This is a genomic window from Chitinophaga sp. G7 BAM 1005 (genome assembly GCF_057126945.1).
In genome coordinates this window covers 1,474,307-1,490,705 of record NZ_CP181478.1, presented here as the reverse complement: position 1 = coordinate 1,490,705, position 16,399 = coordinate 1,474,307, and the positions used below count along the sequence as shown (strand labels likewise).

At 48.3% G+C, this 16,399-nt stretch carries 8 protein-coding genes; 1 reads left to right on the top strand and 7 read right to left on the bottom strand.

The features are described from left to right. Positions 1-14: 14 nt before the first annotated feature. The 3 genes from ACMXI2_RS06000 to ACMXI2_RS05990 all read right to left on the bottom strand — a co-directional run bounded on the left by ACMXI2_RS06000 (position 15) and on the right by ACMXI2_RS05990 (position 5,325). Positions 15-3,347 (bottom strand): SusC/RagA family TonB-linked outer membrane protein, encoded by a 3,333-nt coding sequence (locus tag ACMXI2_RS06000; protein WP_483780790.1) that lies wholly within the window; start codon positions 3,345-3,347, stop codon positions 15-17. A 134-nt stretch (positions 3,348-3,481) separates the two neighbouring features. Beyond that, positions 3,482-4,417 carry a FecR family protein gene (locus ACMXI2_RS05995; RefSeq protein WP_483780789.1) on the bottom strand — a complete coding sequence of 312 codons (936 nt, stop codon included), beginning with the start codon at positions 4,415-4,417 and terminating at the stop codon, positions 3,482-3,484. 317 nt (positions 4,418-4,734) lie between these two features. Then, positions 4,735-5,325 carry an RNA polymerase sigma factor gene (locus tag ACMXI2_RS05990; protein WP_483780788.1) on the bottom strand — a complete coding sequence of 197 codons (591 nt, stop codon included), beginning with the start codon at positions 5,323-5,325 and terminating at the stop codon, positions 4,735-4,737. Between the two features lie 457 nt (positions 5,326-5,782). On the opposite strand from ACMXI2_RS05990, the gene ACMXI2_RS05985 reads away from it, so the two are divergent. Then, a complete protein-coding gene (locus tag ACMXI2_RS05985; protein WP_483780787.1) occupies positions 5,783-7,093 on the top strand; it encodes a sensor histidine kinase in 1,311 nt (436 codons plus the stop codon). Here the strand turns inward: ACMXI2_RS05985 and ACMXI2_RS05980 are convergent, their stop codons facing one another. The 4 genes from ACMXI2_RS05980 to ACMXI2_RS05965 form a co-directional block, all read right to left on the bottom strand. Next, entirely contained in the window at positions 7,094-9,508 is a 2,415-nt protein-coding gene (locus ACMXI2_RS05980; RefSeq protein ID WP_483780786.1) for an ABC transporter permease, read from the bottom strand. 403 nt (positions 9,509-9,911) lie between these two features. Then, complete coding sequence (locus ACMXI2_RS05975) at positions 9,912-11,708, bottom strand: TlpA family protein disulfide reductase (RefSeq protein ID WP_483780785.1); 1,797 nt, start codon at positions 11,706-11,708, stop codon at positions 9,912-9,914. Between the two features lie 11 nt (positions 11,709-11,719). Next, positions 11,720-13,123: a RagB/SusD family nutrient uptake outer membrane protein gene (locus tag ACMXI2_RS05970; protein ID WP_483780784.1), complete on the bottom strand. Its 1,404-nt coding sequence runs from the start codon at positions 13,121-13,123 to the stop codon at positions 11,720-11,722. Positions 13,124-13,162: 39 nt separating this feature from the next. After that, positions 13,163-16,375, bottom strand: a complete 3,213-nt coding sequence (locus tag ACMXI2_RS05965; protein ID WP_483780783.1) for a TonB-dependent receptor — start codon at positions 16,373-16,375, stop codon at positions 13,163-13,165. Positions 16,376-16,399 lie beyond the last annotated feature (24 nt).

Genomic DNA, 16,399 nt, shown 5'->3' with positions numbered 1-16,399 from the left:
AGTTGCTTACGTGATTAAAATTTCAGGTTTACTCCCAGCGAAATGGTTCTCACATTTGGATAAGTTGAACCGTTGTCGGTATTCAATTCAGGATCCCACAATTTGAATTTGCTGAAAGTAAGGAGGTTGATACCCTGTAAGTAAACAGATGAATTCCGGACGCCTATACGCTGCAGCAAACTGGCGGGCAGGTTGTAGGCGATCTGTGCAGATTTCAGGCGGATGAAGCTCACATCTTTTACCCACCAGCTGCTTGGCTGTGTGTTGTTTACGTTTTCTGCTTCCCCATAGGCGAGGCGTGGATAAAAGGCATCCTGGCGTGGGTTTTCAGGGGTCCATCTGTCGGTGGCAATGCTGTAGGCATTACTTTCACCACCGCCGCCATTGAACGGAATGATGGCGCTGCCCTGCAGCATACGGTCGACATCGGAGATGCCCTGGAACAGGAAGCCGATATTAAATCCTTTGTAGGCGAGGTTTAAGCCAAAGCCGTATACCATTGCGGGTACATCGCCGCGACCGATCTTTGTTTCATCGGAAGAATTGATCTTGCCGTCGCCGTTGAGGTCTTTGTACTTAATATCGCCTGGTTTTACCTGTGAGCGGGAGCCCGGAACGGCGCTTTTGTCTATCTCTGCCTGATCTACAAAAAGTCCTTCTGCGATATAGCCATACCGCGCCAGGATGTTATTGCCGCGGTGTTCCATCCACGGGTACAGCTGCGGCGGGCGGTCATCTTCCAATACTTTATCCTGGTTCCAGGTAATATTACCACGTACAGATACTTCTACATTTCCGATGCGGGCATTGTATTCCAGGTTAGCGTCCAGTCCTTTGTTTTCCACGGCGCCGAGGTTACCATACTGTTGATTATCCAGTCCCATGAAATCCACGTTGGAGGCGCGTTGCAGGAAGATACCGGTACGGTGTTCCTTAAATACATCCACATTTACGAGGAGGCGGTCGTTCAGCGTGCGCAGCTCTATACCCAGGTCCTGTTTGTTGGAAACAGACCAGCGTACATCTGATGCGTAACGGGTGATGCTGATGCCGCTGCCGCCATTAAACCCTTTCCCGAACGTATAGCCATGATCGTTATCATTCAGTTTCGTGATATACAGGAAGCGTTCTTCTGCGCTACCGAGGCCGGTGTTACCATTTGAGTAGCGGAACTTCAGGAATGAAACAGCATTTTTAAACGGTTCAAAAAAGCGTTCATTGGAAGGTACCCAGGCAAGACCGATGGCGGGGAAAAATCCGTAGCGGTTTTCCGGTGCAAATAATTCGGAGCCGTTGTACCCGAAATTGAATTCCATAAAGTAGCGGTCGTCGTAGGAGTAGGCTGCTTTACCTGCCAGGCCGAGGTATCTTTCGGGAATGGAGTTAATAAAGTCGCCCGCGAGGGTATTGGTTTTATCGCTGGTATAAAACAGCCCCAAACCTGTTACGCGGTGTTTGCCGAAGCCGCGGTCGTAGTTGATGGCGGCTTCTGTATAAAACTGCCGGGTAGTTTGGCGGTCGCCGTCATTTTTATCGAAGCCGAGGTATTGATTACCGGTAAATGTTTTTAAGAGATTGAGGGTACCATCTGGTTTGTATGGATTATTCATATCCGGGAACCAGGTATCCTCGCGTTTGGAGCGGGTAATATAGTTCTGGTTAAATACGTCGAATGCAAACATGGCAGTAGCAGACAAACCTTCCGTAATGGATTTCAGATCCTGCGTAGCCCGGATATTGGAATACAGCTGGTTTCTGAATTCATTGCGGTAGCCTCTGCGGGTAAGGTCGGCATAAGGATTTCTGAAGCCGCCGTTGGCAGAGCGGCCCGGCACAAAGCCACCGGGATACATCACAGGATATACTACCGGGGAGGCGTCCATAGCGCTCTGGAAAATATCGTGGGTATTAATGCCGGGGTAGTTACCGTTGGAGAAGTATCCCTGCAGACCAACATCCAGCTTAGTGGACTTTGTTACTTTCAGGTTCAGGTTGGACGTAAAGTTATAGCGGTTATATTTTAAGGAAGAATTGTACTTCTCCAGGTCGTCTGTTTTCAGGAAGCCGCTTTCGTTGTAATAGCCCAGTGAAACGTAGTACTGAGCATTTTCCACACCGCCGCTGGCGTTGAGGTTAGCGCTGCGGGTATGACCGTATTTATTGAACACGGCATCCATCCAGTTTACGTTCGGGTATAACAGCGGGTCGGCATTATTTTTTGTTTTTTCGATGGTTTCATCCGAAAACACCGGGTTGTGGTTGCGGGTGGTAGAGGCTTCGTTGGCGAGGTTCATATAGGTAACGCCATCCAGCATTTCCGGCCTTTTTGTAAAGGAGTTCACACCTTCGTTATAATCGAAGTAGATCTGTGGTTTACCTACTTTCCCTGTTTTTGTTTTCAGGAGAATTACGCCGTTGGCGCCACGTACGCCGTATACCGCAGTACCGGCGGCATCTTTCAGGATGGTGAAGGATTCAATATCTTCCGGAGAGATGTTGTTGATAGATCTTTCCACGCCATCCACGAGGATAAGCGGGGTGGCTTTATTACCGCCGCCAAAGGTGGAGATCCCGCGGATCCAGATATCGGCGCTGCCTTTACCGGGTTCGCCGGTACGCTGTACGCCTATTACGCCGGCGATGCGGCCCGCCAGCATAGAAGATATATCTGATGCCGGTTGCTTGAATTCTGCGGGGCGGATGGTAGACTGGGCGCCTACCAGGCTCACTTTACGCTGGGTACCGAAACCTACTACAGCTACTTCGCCGAGTGATTTGCTGGCTACTTTCAGTTGTACGTTGATGGTAGTTTGACTGCCGGCTACTATTTCCGCGGTTTCATAACCGATAAAGCTGAATGCCAGTACATCGGTAGCGGCGTTTACGATGATTTTGTACCGGCCGTTGGCATCGGTGGTGGTCATGGTGCTTACACCTCTCACGGCAACGCTTACGCCGGGAAGGGGTTTGCCGTTTTCATCTTTGATCACACCGGACACCACTACTTCCTGTCGGGTCATCGCCGCTTTTGGGGAGGTGAGTTTACTGATCACTACAATATTATTCACCTCTGCATACCCGAGGGATTTGTGTTGCAGTAGTTTTTCCAGGACGTAATCCAGTCGTTCGTTGGAAAACGTATAGCTCTCTACTTTGTAGCCGCTGAGCAGTTGCCTGTCGTAGGCGAAATTAATTTTTGTGTGGCGGTGCAGGTCCCTGATAGCAGATTCCAGGCTTCCTCCTTTCAATGCAATGGTGACGCTGGTTTCCTGCAGGATTTGTCCCTGGCCGGCGTATACCGGCAGTATGGCTGGGACACACGTCAGGACCAAAACGACTGCAAGCATTCGTTTTCTGAAATTTTTTACAATTTTCTTCATACGTGGTTAGGCATTAATTATTAGCATTAACAAAAGGTTCCATTTACGTGGCATTAGTACGTAGTTGTTTTAAGCGATTAGCTTTGGTGATACATTGTTTATTATTCGTAAATAACGGTGTGCTGATTGATCGTGCGTACTTTCAGATGATGGATGGCCGCCAGCACCTGCGCTGCTTTTTCGGGCTCCATATCTGTTGGCAATTCCGTGGTATACCTGGTTGTTCTTACATGTTCCTGTGTGGTGGTGATGGTAATACCGAAGTTTTTTTCCATGAGCACTACCATGTCGTGGAAGGTGACATCATTAAATACCAGTTTGCCTTCCTTCCATCCGGGCAGTTGTTCATCTACCGGCGCTACTTTTATTTGCCCGTTGTTCCTGTTGTACACCAGCTCCTGGTTTTGTTCCAGGATGTGTGCGGGTGCTGCTTTTCCGGAGATGCTCACCTTGCCGGATACCACTCCTATGCTGAGGGTGTGCACGTCTTTATAGGCGGCGATGTTGAAGGAGGTTCCCAGTACGGTGGTTTGAAGCGGCCCGCTTTCTACGATGAATGGTACATCGGGATTGGTTTTCACGTCGAAGAAGGCTTCCCCGTCTACCAGGTCGAGTTTTCTTTCTTTAGAGAGGTTGTCGGGTATCCGGATAGTGGAGCCGGCATTTAACATCACTACAGATCCATCGTTGAGGTGAATGGTTTTTCTTTCACCGGTACGGGTGGCGTAGGTAGTCCAGGTAGCGGGCGGGTGGGGATGGAGCAGGTACCAGGCCGCTCCGGCGCCCGCCAGCAGCAATACCGCTGCTGCGGCCCTTTTCCAGCCACGGGTAAGATAAAACGTTTTAGCGACTTCAATTTGCGGCTGGATATTTAGCCACATTTCGCGTTTTATATGCTGCCGCTCTGCTTCATCCATGTCGGGTAAAGCTTCTGCATCGAACGACTGGTACCATTGTTCTATGAACTGGTTTTCGGGTCCGGAGCTATGCCCCAGCATATACTTTTTAAAAAGCTGTCTGATTTTACTGACTTCCAAAGCGCGCGATTTTATTACTTATCTCAAAAAATAATATCCGGTACTAGTCCGGGTAAAAAAATATTTTCCCTCCGGGAGAAAGGCGCCTGCCGGAGCATGGTCTCCGGGGGATGAACGTTTTCCGCGGATGATATGGCTTCCCGGAGATGGTTACTTCCTGCCGGGAAATAGCCTTGCACCGGGCGTATACGGTAATGGATAACATAACGCCGCACCTCCTCCTGCCGGGAGCTTACCGGTAACAAAAGGGAAAAGGATTGGTTCTCCGGGAGCACCATGTTACTAATACCCCGGGGAGAAGCGCCATGTCCGGCGGACTACTGATGTTGATGCAACTGGGAGAAGAGGTATATTACTACCAGTGTCCAGTCGCCGGTGGAAGAGGCTTTCAATGAAGTACGGAGGCGTTTCAAGGCATCTGTCAGCTGATTCTTCACGGTTTGCTCTGAGATATTAAGTGTTTTTGCAATATCGGCTATGGTATAGTCATCCTCCCTGCTCAGGCGGAAGATCTGCTGCATACGGGCAGGCAACCTGCCGATTTCGGTTTCGATGCTGGCTTTTAGTTCTTTGGTTTCTAATGTATCTGTCGTAATATAATCGTCGAAAGTGTCAAAAAAATCCGCCTTTTTAATTTCTGCGGCGCTAAAGGCATAGTGGCTGATCACGCGGTACCTGATGGCCGTGAACAGGTACCGGCCCAGGTCTCCCTCCTGCGCTACGCGTATATCGTTTCTTCTTCTCCATAACGTAATCATCACTTCCTGCACCATATCTTTCGCTTCATCTTTATCCACACGCTGACAAGCCTTTAAATAAAGGGCCTGCCAATATTTATCATAGATAGATTCAAAAGCAGCTGTATCATCTCTTTTTATAAGCTGTAATAAGTCTCCATCACTCATCATTTTTCGCGCATATTAAAGTGGTTGAATACCTCGTAACCTTTTCCGCGGCCGAAAATTAATAATAATTACTTTAGCTTTCCCGCTTTTGTAAAATGCATTTGGCAAAATGCCGCCGAAAGGGATAGCAAACGATCGTTGCTGCTGCGTTCCTGTAACAGGTTAACAAATTATTCACTCCACCTCCCGGCTGCCTCCCCTGCGGGAGGCTATTTCCCCTTCATAACCTTTTACGTATACCCCTTCGCGTTGGGAAATATTATCCCTCTTACAGATAATGGCGCGGATATTGCTTCTCGTGGCGGTCCGCGTTTCTTTTGGCTGAGCTGCTTTCTTTTTTAAAAATTAATGAGATTGTAGGTAGAAAAGCGAAAAAAAATTATAACATTACAATTATATGATTACCCTGAGCCCGACATTTTCACTGCTGACAGCAGTTGTTTTTGCTTAAATTAGTAACATGTCAACAACCGGAACCATAACGATATCCCAACGACTGAAACAGTTCTCTCACTTCCTGATCGGAGATCCCCAACAGTTCTCTCTGGAAAACCGTATATTCAATGCCATATGCGCTATCTCCCTCTTTATTATTGCCATTAATGTCCCATATAATTATTTTACCGGCCTTACTGTTACCTCTCTCATCTTTGCCTTACTGGTGCCTGCATTTTCCCTTATTTATTTTCTTTCAAGATACCGGAAGAAGGTAAATGTCAGTATAGCCATTGCCGTGATCATGATTAACGTGAGTTTCGCTATTAACTATTTCTACAGCGGGGGGATACAGGGCGCCTCCCTGTTGTCTTTTACCCTGGCGTTTTTCCTGGGTATGCTGATTTCCCCGCGGAAGCAGTATTACTGGTGGCTGGCGCTGAACCTGTTCACTGTACTTGGATTGATCATATGGGAGTATTATTACCCGGCGTCGGTGGATACTGTTTATAAAACGAGGAAAGACATTTTCGCGGACATGACTCCTACCTATATTATCAGTGTGGGCGTAATTTTCGTGGGAACCGCTTACCTGAAAAATGCATATAACAAGGAGAAGCAGAGAGGGGAAGAAAAGACGCGCTCCCTCGAAATCATGAATACAGAAAAGAGTAAACTCTTTTCACTCATCTCCCATGACCTGCGTAATCCTTTGGCAGCAATACAGTCGTACCTGCAGCTGATGCGGGAAATAGAACTGGACCCGGAAAACAAAACCCAGATAGAAACAGAACTGCTGTATGTGGTAAACAGCACCCAGGAGATGCTGTATAATATATTGGTATGGTCTAAAACACAAATGGACGGGCTAAACGTAAATCTCATCCCCGTGGATGTTGCATCCGCTATACATCCCATTCTGAAGATCAACAAAATGACGGTATCCAAAAAAAGGATCAGCCTGGATACCAATATAGATGCTTCTATAAAAGTGATGGCCGACATCAATATGCTGCAGCTGATTGTGCGCAACCTGCTGGGCAATGCCGCCAAGTTCACACCTTCCGGGGGAACTATCTTCATCAAAACCAGCAGGGCTGGCAATAAATGTTTAATTGAAGTAAGAGACAGCGGGGTAGGTATTGACCTGTCCAGGCAACCCGATATTTTCTCCCTGAAAGTACGTTCCACTTTTGGAACGGATAATGAAAAGGGCATTGGCCTCGGGCTATTCCTCTGTAAGGAATATACTACTGCGCAGCAGGGACAGATCTGGTTTGAGAACAACCGCGAAGGCGGAAGCTCCTTCTACCTGGAACTCCCGCTGGCCAACTGATTACTCCGCTTTGAGGCTGTTCACCGGGTTGGCCGTGGCCGCCCTGATAGCCCGGTAGCTAACGGTTAAAATGGTGATGGCGATTGCAATAAACGCCGCCAATACGAAGATCGTCCAGCTCATTTTTACCTGGTAGGCAAAATTCTGCAGCCACCGGCTCATTATATACCAGGCGAGAGGGCTGGCAATAACAATAGCTACCAGCACCAGTTTCAGAAAGTCTTTCGACAGCATGGCCACAATACCGGTTACCGAAGCGCCCAGCACCTTGCGGATACCTATTTCCCGGGTACGTTGTTCCGCTGCATACGTGATTAACCCGAATACGCCCAGCGACGCAATCAATACAGCCAGTATGGCAAAGGAAATAAAGATCTTACCCGTGCGCTGTTCCGCAATATACAGGCGGTTAAAATCGTCATCAAGAAAAGAATACACGAATGGTTGCCCGCTCATACCAGGCTGCGCTTCATAGGCGCTTTTGATCTTTGCAATCAGCCCCTGGATGTTACTGGTCTGAATACGGAATGCCATTACACGGGGATTCTCCGTTAGCCGGAATACCAATGGCGGTATTTTATTCCTTAAACTGCCTGCGTTAAAATCCTTTACCACCCCTATTACTTTCAGCTGCCTGGTTCCATCCCCATAAAGATATTTTTCATTCAGGTCGTTAAAGCCAAATAGCCGGGCAGCGGTTTCATTGAGCAGTACGGAGAAAGTATCCGAAGGCATGGTGGGCGAAAAGTTCCGGCCACTGACCATTTGCATGCCCATTGTGTGAATATAATCGGCATCCACATACCATTCCGGCACCCCGGTTACCTGCCCGGCGCTGCGGGCCGCATCTTTTGAATAGATGTTGGTGTTCAGGTTCATATCTGTAGGCAAAGAGGCGGTCATGGTGCCCGACTCCACCCCTGGTATATTCAACACCTCGTTTTTAAAGTTACGCGCATGGATCCATAACGATTGCGTATTACCCAGGATGAGCACCTGTTCCCGGTTATACCCCAGCTTTTTATTCCGGATATAATTCAGCTGGCTGTTGATCACCAGGGTACCGACAATCAACAGGATAGCAGAAGCAAACTGGAAAACCACGAGGCTGTTGCGCAGCCAGCCATTTTTGAAACCGCTGTTCAGCCTTCCTTTCAACACTTTGATGGGCTCAAAACCCGACAGGAAAAAGGCGGGATAGCTGCCTGCCAGCAACCCTATCACACCGGCCGTTACCAGCAGGAAAGGCAAGAGCCACAGGAAATACCCGGCCTCCAGTGTAATGTGTTTACCTGATAACTGGTTGAGATATGGTAGCAGTAAAACGGCCAGGGCCACTGCCAGTAACAGGGCAAAGAAGCTGGTCAGCGTAGATTCCGTGAGGAACTGGAAGATCAGGGAAGAACGCTGGGAGCCCAGTACCTTCCGTACCCCTACTTCTTTGGCGCGACCAGCAGAGCGGGCAGTAGAGAGGTTCATGAAGTTCACGCAGGCGATCAGCAGGATGATGATAGCCACCGCAATAAAGATGTACACATACTGGATGTTGCCCGAAGGTTCTGCTTCGTCGGCCAGTGGGGAATACAAATGGATCTTTGTCAGCGGCAGGATATGATACCCGAAATGCCCGCCTGATTTTTCAAGGTCTGCAAAGTTACTGCCTGTCATCTTCTGCAGCGGGGCTTCCATATATTTTTTGGTAACAGCGTTCACATAGCTTTGCAGTTGTGCGCCGGAGGCGCCTTCCCTCATTAATACGTAGGTAGCATAGTTGTCTGACATCCAGCCACCGTTCTCCCGGCTTTCGGGCAATTCGGAGAGGGCGCGCACAAAATCAAAGTGCAGGTGCGACTGATCCGGTACATCTTTGATCACACCGCTGACCTGGTAAGTGGCTACATTATCTGTTTGCAGTGTTTTACCTACTACATCGGTGCTGTTGAAATATTTGAGGGCCATCCGTTCGGAGATGACCATTGTATGAGGCTGGGTGAGCGCGGTTTTAGGGTCGCCGCTGATCATCTGTAAGCTGAATACATCGAACAGGGTGGAATCTGCAAAGCAGGCATTTTTTTCTACCAGGGTAGTGGTTCCCTTTTTCACCAGGATATTTCCCTGGCGGATAAACCGTACATAGTTTTCCACGTTGGGGTATTCCTGTTGTAATACGGGACCAAGCTGGCTGGGGGTATATCTTTCCTTAAAGGCGTTGCCGTTTACAAAAAAGTCGGCGTTGATGCGATAGATCCTGTCTGCTTTTTTATTGAACCGGTCGTAGCTCAGTTCATCTGTTACGAACAAGGTGATGAGTAAACAGGTGGTCATGCCAATGGCAAGCCCGAATATAGTGATAGCTGAAAAACCTTTATTTCTCCAAAGGTTCCTGAGTGCGATGCTGAAGTAATTCTTAAACATAATATGTGGGCGTTCTAATTCGATGCCGGAAATCAGGAGGCATGATAATCAGCGCTTTAGTATCCATAAACGATTACCGGATGCCCGGTTTTAATACAGGGAGTGTCCGATTACGGTCATGGTTTATTTAAGGGCTAACAGACAAAAATAGGGCTATTTTAAACACCTGTCATAAAAAAGCACGGCAGGAGGTTTGCCGTGCTGCATAATTCGCTTGCGTCCATTACAAGTAAGGATGATATCGTGTCTGCTTTTAGCGGGTTGTAAAGACATGTTCTTACCTAATCCGCGACTGCCACCGGTAACCAGGGCTATTTTGTTGCCATTTTGTTTTTTTTTGATAAGACAAATTTCCAGGAATGTTTCCGGCTGGTGATGGATTTAATGGTGACTATTTAAGTATTCAGTCGTGCAACAGGAGTTCCAGCTGTTGTTTCAGTTTTTCTTCCACCTCCGGCCCTTCAAAGCCAATGTTACTGAAAATGATGTTTCCTTCTTTGTTGATGAGATAGGAGGCCGGAATGATATTGAATTTGAATTTATCTCCTATAGCAGGGTCTGTATTATAATACACCGGGAAGGTATATTTCTTATTACCGCTCCAGCCCTGCGCATCGGCCAGGGTGTTCCTGGCGCCGCTGTTGGCAATCATAAAAACAACATCGGGGTGTTGTTTATACTGGTCGTATAGTTTTTGCAGGTACGGCATCTCCTGCATGCAGGGTACGCACCAGGTGGCCCAGAAATCGATCAGTATAATTTTACCTTTCAATGAAGCTGCGGACACCGGCCGACCTTTCATATCCACAAAGGTATTCAGTAACGGCGCGGGGCGGTTGATCCGTTGTTTCTTTACTTTTTCAATCAGTATTTTTTTCCGGAACTCCTGTAGCTGGCCCAGCTTCGCGGTATTATTGGTTTGCTGGTAATATGCTTCCGCATTGTCGAGTGTTTCTTTGTCGGCATAGTAATCCACGGCTTGCTCCATGTGTTTATCTGCCGCGGCCAGGAGTCCCTGTTTCAGATCTATGAGGCCAAGTACAGATGCCAGGCGCCGGCTGGCCTTATTATACACGGCGTTGCGTGTGCTGTCGTCTGCATATGGATAGATATATCCTGTTTCCGGGAAATGACGGATCACGCCTACGGGGTAACTGCGTACGCTGTCTAAAGCGCGTTGTGCATAACGGCGTGCAGTATCCAGTGCGAGGGTATTATCCAGCAATGTTTGCGCAATCTGTTGCCAGGTAACCACCTTGTAAGGATTTTCCTTTTCAGTGGTCATAAAACGGGCATGATACAATGCCTTGCTGCTATCTTTTTTTACGGCATAATACCGGAACAGTACCTCGTGCATTTCCATGAACGATTCCCTGTTTCCCGCGGTTTCCTTTTTCAGTTCGTTCTCAAAAAAGGTGATTTGCCGGGCCGTGTCTTTCCCTTTGGCTACTATGCCTGTCATGATATCCCGGCCCAGTGCGGATTCCGGGTAGCGCTCCATGACTACGCGCCGGATGGAATCCAGCCGGGTATTTTCGCCAATGATCAGGTAGCCCATTGTTACCTTGTTCATGTTGCCCGGAGTGGTGGGCGCGCTGTTAAATTTATCTGCAATCACCTGGTGTGCTTCCGCTCTGAACTTTTCTTTTTCTTTAGTGATGGTTGCCTTGTTCATTTCGTAGGTCAGCAGGCGCAGTTTTGCTTCGTAGTTATCCGGGTAGCGTTTCAGTTCTTCTTTATAAAGGGCGGCCTGTTTATCTGCCAACAGGGGAGATTTGCCCATTTGCGCGCTGAGGCTGTAGGCTTTGTATAAGGCCATATCTTTTACCGGTATTTTATTTTTATACACGGCGACTTCGTAGTGCCGGTCTTTTGCCGGTTTATCTATGGCATCACCGCTCTCCAGGTAAAAGGTGGCGAAGGTGGTGTAATCGGCCAGCACAAAGGAGGTGGTCCATTTGTTCCCGGTGCGCTGCATGTTCATACGCCACGCGAGGTTATAAAAATTGGAATAGGAAAACACGAGTGTTACCGGGGCTGCGGTAGCCGGAATCCCTGCTCCCGGTGCGGTGGGGTCGTAGGTAACGGTAACTGTTTGACCACGTTCCGGGTATTGCGGGCTGATCACTACCCGTTGTTGTGCATATATTTTACCGGCTGCCAGGGCAGCCAGTAAAAATATGATGGTTAACTTCTTCATATCAGCGATAGTTATTTGTACCCTTCGTTCTGGGTAAGGTTAGCATTGGTTCTGATGGCATCAGAAGGAATCGGGTACAGGGTGTCCGTAGACTGCCAGTTGGCGCCTTTAATGGGGCCCAATACGGCGTCTGATCTTTTGGTGCGTTTCAGGTCAAACCAGCGGTGGCCCCACTCTGCGAACAGCTCCACTTTTCGTTCCTGTTCCACCGCCAGCAGTAAGGCCGGTTGTGTAAGTAAAGCGGACAACCCTGGTAAGCCCGCACGCTGGCGGATCGCGTCGAGGTCGGCGCGCCCATCGTTGAGCTTTCCCTGCTGAATACGGGCTTCCGCGCGGATAAGATATTGTTCTGCGAGACGCATTACCATTGAGTACTCCGTAACGCCGCTGGTAGTCGTTCTTATTTTGTATTTATAAGGGAAGTAAACACTAACGCCGGCAGTGGTTTTGTAGAAAGCTATCCATTTGGTAAACCGCTGATCATTCGGTTCGTATTTCCTGATCAGGTTGATGGTATCCAACCGGAATACTGCCGTACCAAAGGAGCCGGTGGTGGGGTTAATAGCCGGGGTAGAAGTAAATCCTTCCCAGGTGTTGCGGCCACCCACTACATTGAGTGGCTGCAGCTGCCAGATAGCTTCACTGCTGTTAGCCAGGAACACTTTATTAAGATCCGTTACCAGTGAATACCGGCCATTATCGATCACCAGCGATGCAGTGGTTTCTGCCAGTGCCCAGTTTTGATTATAGAGATAAACCCTTGCCAGTAAAGCGTTAGCCACGGATTTATCGGGGCGTATATGCTGCCCCGTAGGATAATCATCTCCCATTAACTCTACGGCTGCTTTAAGATCTGTGATGATGGCGTTATATACTTCCGCACGTGGCGCGCGTGGTTTTACACCGTTTACTTTATAGTCGGTGCCGGTAATCAGGGGCACATCTCCATACATATTTACCAGGTAAAAATAACAGAAAGCACGCATAAACAGGGACTCTCCCATTAACTGGTTCTTTACAGCAGGCGTTAATGCGGTGGCTGTGGAAAGCCCTTCTACGCAGGCATTTGTCTGGTAGATATAACTGTAAAGATCCGCAAACATACTTTGTACATACTGGCTGCTGGGCAATAACCGGTTCTCTTTAAAAACATCATAGTTGGCGAAAGAAGAGTAATAGGCCATATCATCCGCCTGCATTGCGGTGAGGTAGTTGATAAGCACATTCGCAAACTGGTAGTTGAATGAGTACATACTGCCATACAAACCGGTGACTGCGGCAGTAGCCGTTTTATCATCGGTAAACACCAGTCCGGATACCAGCTCATTCTTTGGTAACGGCGTATCCACATACTTGCTGCAGGAGCTGCTGCTGAAGAGGAGAACGCCGATTAAAAATATATGAATTCGTTTCATGGTAAATCTTTTTATTATCTGCAAAACAGGAATATTTCTTTATAAAGCAAACTGTAAACCGATGGTATATGCTTTTAACGGCGGCATTACCATACCCTGGGTTTCAGGATCAAGACCTTTATAGTTGGTAAAGGTGAGCAGGTTTTGCGCTAACGCATAAACGCTGATATTATTGACTTTCCAGCGCTTGGTGTATTTCGACAAATCATATCTCACAGATACATTTTTCAGGCGGATGTAAGAAGCGTCACCCCAGTTGGCGGTAGACAGGCTGTAGCTCCTGTAGTTAGCCGTTCCTGCGGAGGTAGTAGCGCCGGGCACAGTGGTGTTGTCGCCCTTGTTTTTCCAGCGGTCCAGCGCGCGCAGATCCTGGTTGGCGAATGTGCCGATAGCCGGGCTGCTGTATCCGTAGCCGATTTGCGGGCCTTCCTGTTTTACAAACTGCAACAGGAAATCAAGGCTGAAACCTTTATAAGTAAAGCTGTTTTGTAACCCGCCATAATACGCCGGCATGGTTTTGCCGAGCGTTACATAGTCGTCGTATTCCGCCGGATCGGTGGTGGTACCGCTGTTGCTGTAGAACTGCGCCAGCCCGGTTTCAGGATCGATGCCCATAAACTTGTATCCTCTTACAATGGTCAATGACTGTCCAACCACATACATGTCTTTGTAAGCAGAGCCTTCAATCCCCGGATACGATTTCAGTTCATTTTTACTCACCGTCAGGTTTAAGGATGATTTCCAGCTAAAGTTAGCTTGCTGGATATTGATGGTATTCACTTCAAACTCCCATCCGCTGTTAAGCACTTCTGCCGGTAAGTTGGCGGTGATAGACGGGAAGCCTACCTGTGGTGATAGTTGATACTGCACCAGTTGATTGCTGGAAATGTTATGATAATAGTTGGTATTAAACAGTATCCTGTCTTTCAGGAATCCCAGTTCCAGTCCGATTTCCTTTTTACGGTTTTCCTCCCATTTATACAATGGATTGGCTAAGCGGGAAGGTGTTAGTCCGGGTACGCCATCATAAGGATAAGGATTCGAGGTCCAGCTGTCGAGGTACTTGTAATCGCCTATGTTATCGTTACCTGTAAGGCCGATGCTTGCACGGAGTTTACCAAAGCTGAGGAAGCTCACCTCTTTCATAAAACCTTCTTTAGTAAATATCCAGGCAGCTCCTATGGCGCCAAAGTTACCGAAGCGGTTACCGGGGCCGAAGCGGGTGGAGCCGTCGCGGCGATAAGTGGCATTCACCAGATATTTTCCATCCCAGTTATAGTTAACCCTGCCGAATACCGAGGTGTAACGGTAAAAGGCGTACTGCGATGGATTGGGGGTGATGAGGCCAGCCGCCTGCTGATCTTCCAGCAGCGCATCGCTGGAGAAGCCCGTTGCTTTTACCGATTGGCCCTGACTGATGGTTTGCTGCCAGGTACCGCCTACCATTACCTGCAGATCCCCTTTTGCAATGGTTTTATTATAATCTATCTGCGGCTCAATGATGTAAGATCCAACATCGGCAGTACCGAAATAAGACATACTTCCGGTAGATGTAAGCGGGTTAAAGGTGGCATTCGGGTATACCTGTAGCTGCTTCATATTGGACTTATTATATCCCAGGCTGGTTTTCAGGTTCAATCCAGGCAGGATAGTATACCTGATAGTACTGTTAGCCACGAGGGTATTGGTATTTATTTCAGACCGGCGCAGCAGGTAAGCCTGTGGATTTTGTGCAGTTGAAAACCAGTAGTATTTACCGGTAGAGTCATACAATGGGTAATTCGGCGGCATGTTGAAGAAAGTAGTAAGATCACTCGCCAGCGAATTATCTTTATTGGCTGTATAATTCACGGAAGTGCTGATATTAAACTTACCATCGGCGCTGTTATGGTTTAAATTAAAATGGCCTGCACCGCGCTGGTAGCCGAGGCTTCCGGGCATTACCGTCGATTCCTTGTGATAAGTACCGCTTAATATAAACTGCGTTTGTTCATTGCCGCCGGATACAGAACCCTGTGCTTCCGTAGTATGACCGGTACCACCGATCATGAACTTTTGCCAGTCGGTGGTTTGTTGCTGATCCCAGAGGGTGAGGTCCGGCGCACTCTCTTCGTCGTATGGTTTATTATCATTTTTGTAGGCTTCTTTACGCATGGCAATATATTCAGGCGTATTGAGCATTTTCACCGTATTGACTACTTTACTTGCGCCCGTGTATACGTTGAAGTTAGCCTGTGTTTTACCTGATTTACCTCTTTTGGTAGTGATGAGCACCACGCCATTGCCGCCCCTGGAACCGTAGATGGCCGTAGCGTCGGCATCTTTCAATACATCAATACGTTCAATATCAGAAGGATTGATGGTTGCCAGCGGACTTTGTTTGCCGTTGGCAGAAGTAAACTGGTTGAGCGGATCGGAATAAAAAGGTACGCCATCAATGATGTACAGGGGATCGTTTGTATGATCGATAGAACTTTGTCCTCTTATCACTACTTTAAAGCTGGAACCGGGCAGGCCGTTGGAAGAAGTAATAAACAGGCCGGCCATTCTGCCCTGCATGGCAGACAGCGGGTCCATTACCGGTTGTGAGGCAATGTCTTCCGCCTTGATGCTGGATACCGAGCCGGTGTTATTACGTTTGCTGGTGGTGCCGTAGCCGATCACCACGGTTTCATCGAGGCTGCTGGCGCGTTGGCGGAGAAACAGCTGCAACGGTCCGTAGTTCCCGATGCGGACGGTATAGGGTTCGTAGCCCACGTAGGTTACCACCAGTTCATCGCCGGGGCCCGCTGCGAGGGAGAAATGTCCGTTTTCATCTGTGATGGTACCAATATTAGTGCCTTTCACTTTAACGGTTACCCCGATGAGCAGGGCGCCTGCGGCGTCTTTCACCACACCGGTCACCGGTTGCTGGGGGGCTTCCGGTGCGGTGCTGATGTTGTTACTGCCTGCGGGCAGCGCTTTCTTTTTAATGAAAATGGTTTTGTCTTTGATCGTGTAGTCCAGTGGCTGTCCTTTAAAGATTTCCGCGAGAAAATCCGCGAGCCTGGTGTTTTCCGCTTTAATGGTTACCGGTTTAACGGTGCGCAGCAAATCCCGGTCGTAAAAGAACAGGTAGCCGGTTTGCTGTTTTACGGAGGTAAACACCTCTTCCATCGGTGCATTTTTCACCGATACAGACACTGTTTGACCGAAGGCACCCGCAGATACTTTCAATGTCGCCACAATCATGAGAACAATCGTTAATCTCATAGTAAGTGCAATTTTGGTTGGGGA

Excerpts from the sequence above, each read along its gene's own strand:
- ACMXI2_RS06000 (WP_483780790.1), bottom strand. The coding sequence starts at position 3,347 with ATGCTTGCAGTCGTTTTGGTCCTGACGTGTGTCCCAGCCATACTGCCG.
- ACMXI2_RS05990 (WP_483780788.1), bottom strand. The coding sequence starts at position 5,325 with ATGATGAGTGATGGAGACTTATTACAGCTTATAAAAAGAGATGATACA.
- ACMXI2_RS05985 (WP_483780787.1), top strand. The coding sequence starts at position 5,783 with ATGTCAACAACCGGAACCATAACGATATCCCAACGACTGAAACAGTTC.
- ACMXI2_RS05980 (WP_483780786.1), bottom strand. The coding sequence starts at position 9,508 with ATGTTTAAGAATTACTTCAGCATCGCACTCAGGAACCTTTGGAGAAAT.
- ACMXI2_RS05975 (WP_483780785.1), bottom strand. The coding sequence starts at position 11,708 with ATGAAGAAGTTAACCATCATATTTTTACTGGCTGCCCTGGCAGCCGGT.
- ACMXI2_RS05970 (WP_483780784.1), bottom strand. The coding sequence starts at position 13,123 with ATGAAACGAATTCATATATTTTTAATCGGCGTTCTCCTCTTCAGCAGC.
- ACMXI2_RS05965 (WP_483780783.1), bottom strand. The coding sequence starts at position 16,375 with ATGAGATTAACGATTGTTCTCATGATTGTGGCGACATTGAAAGTATCT.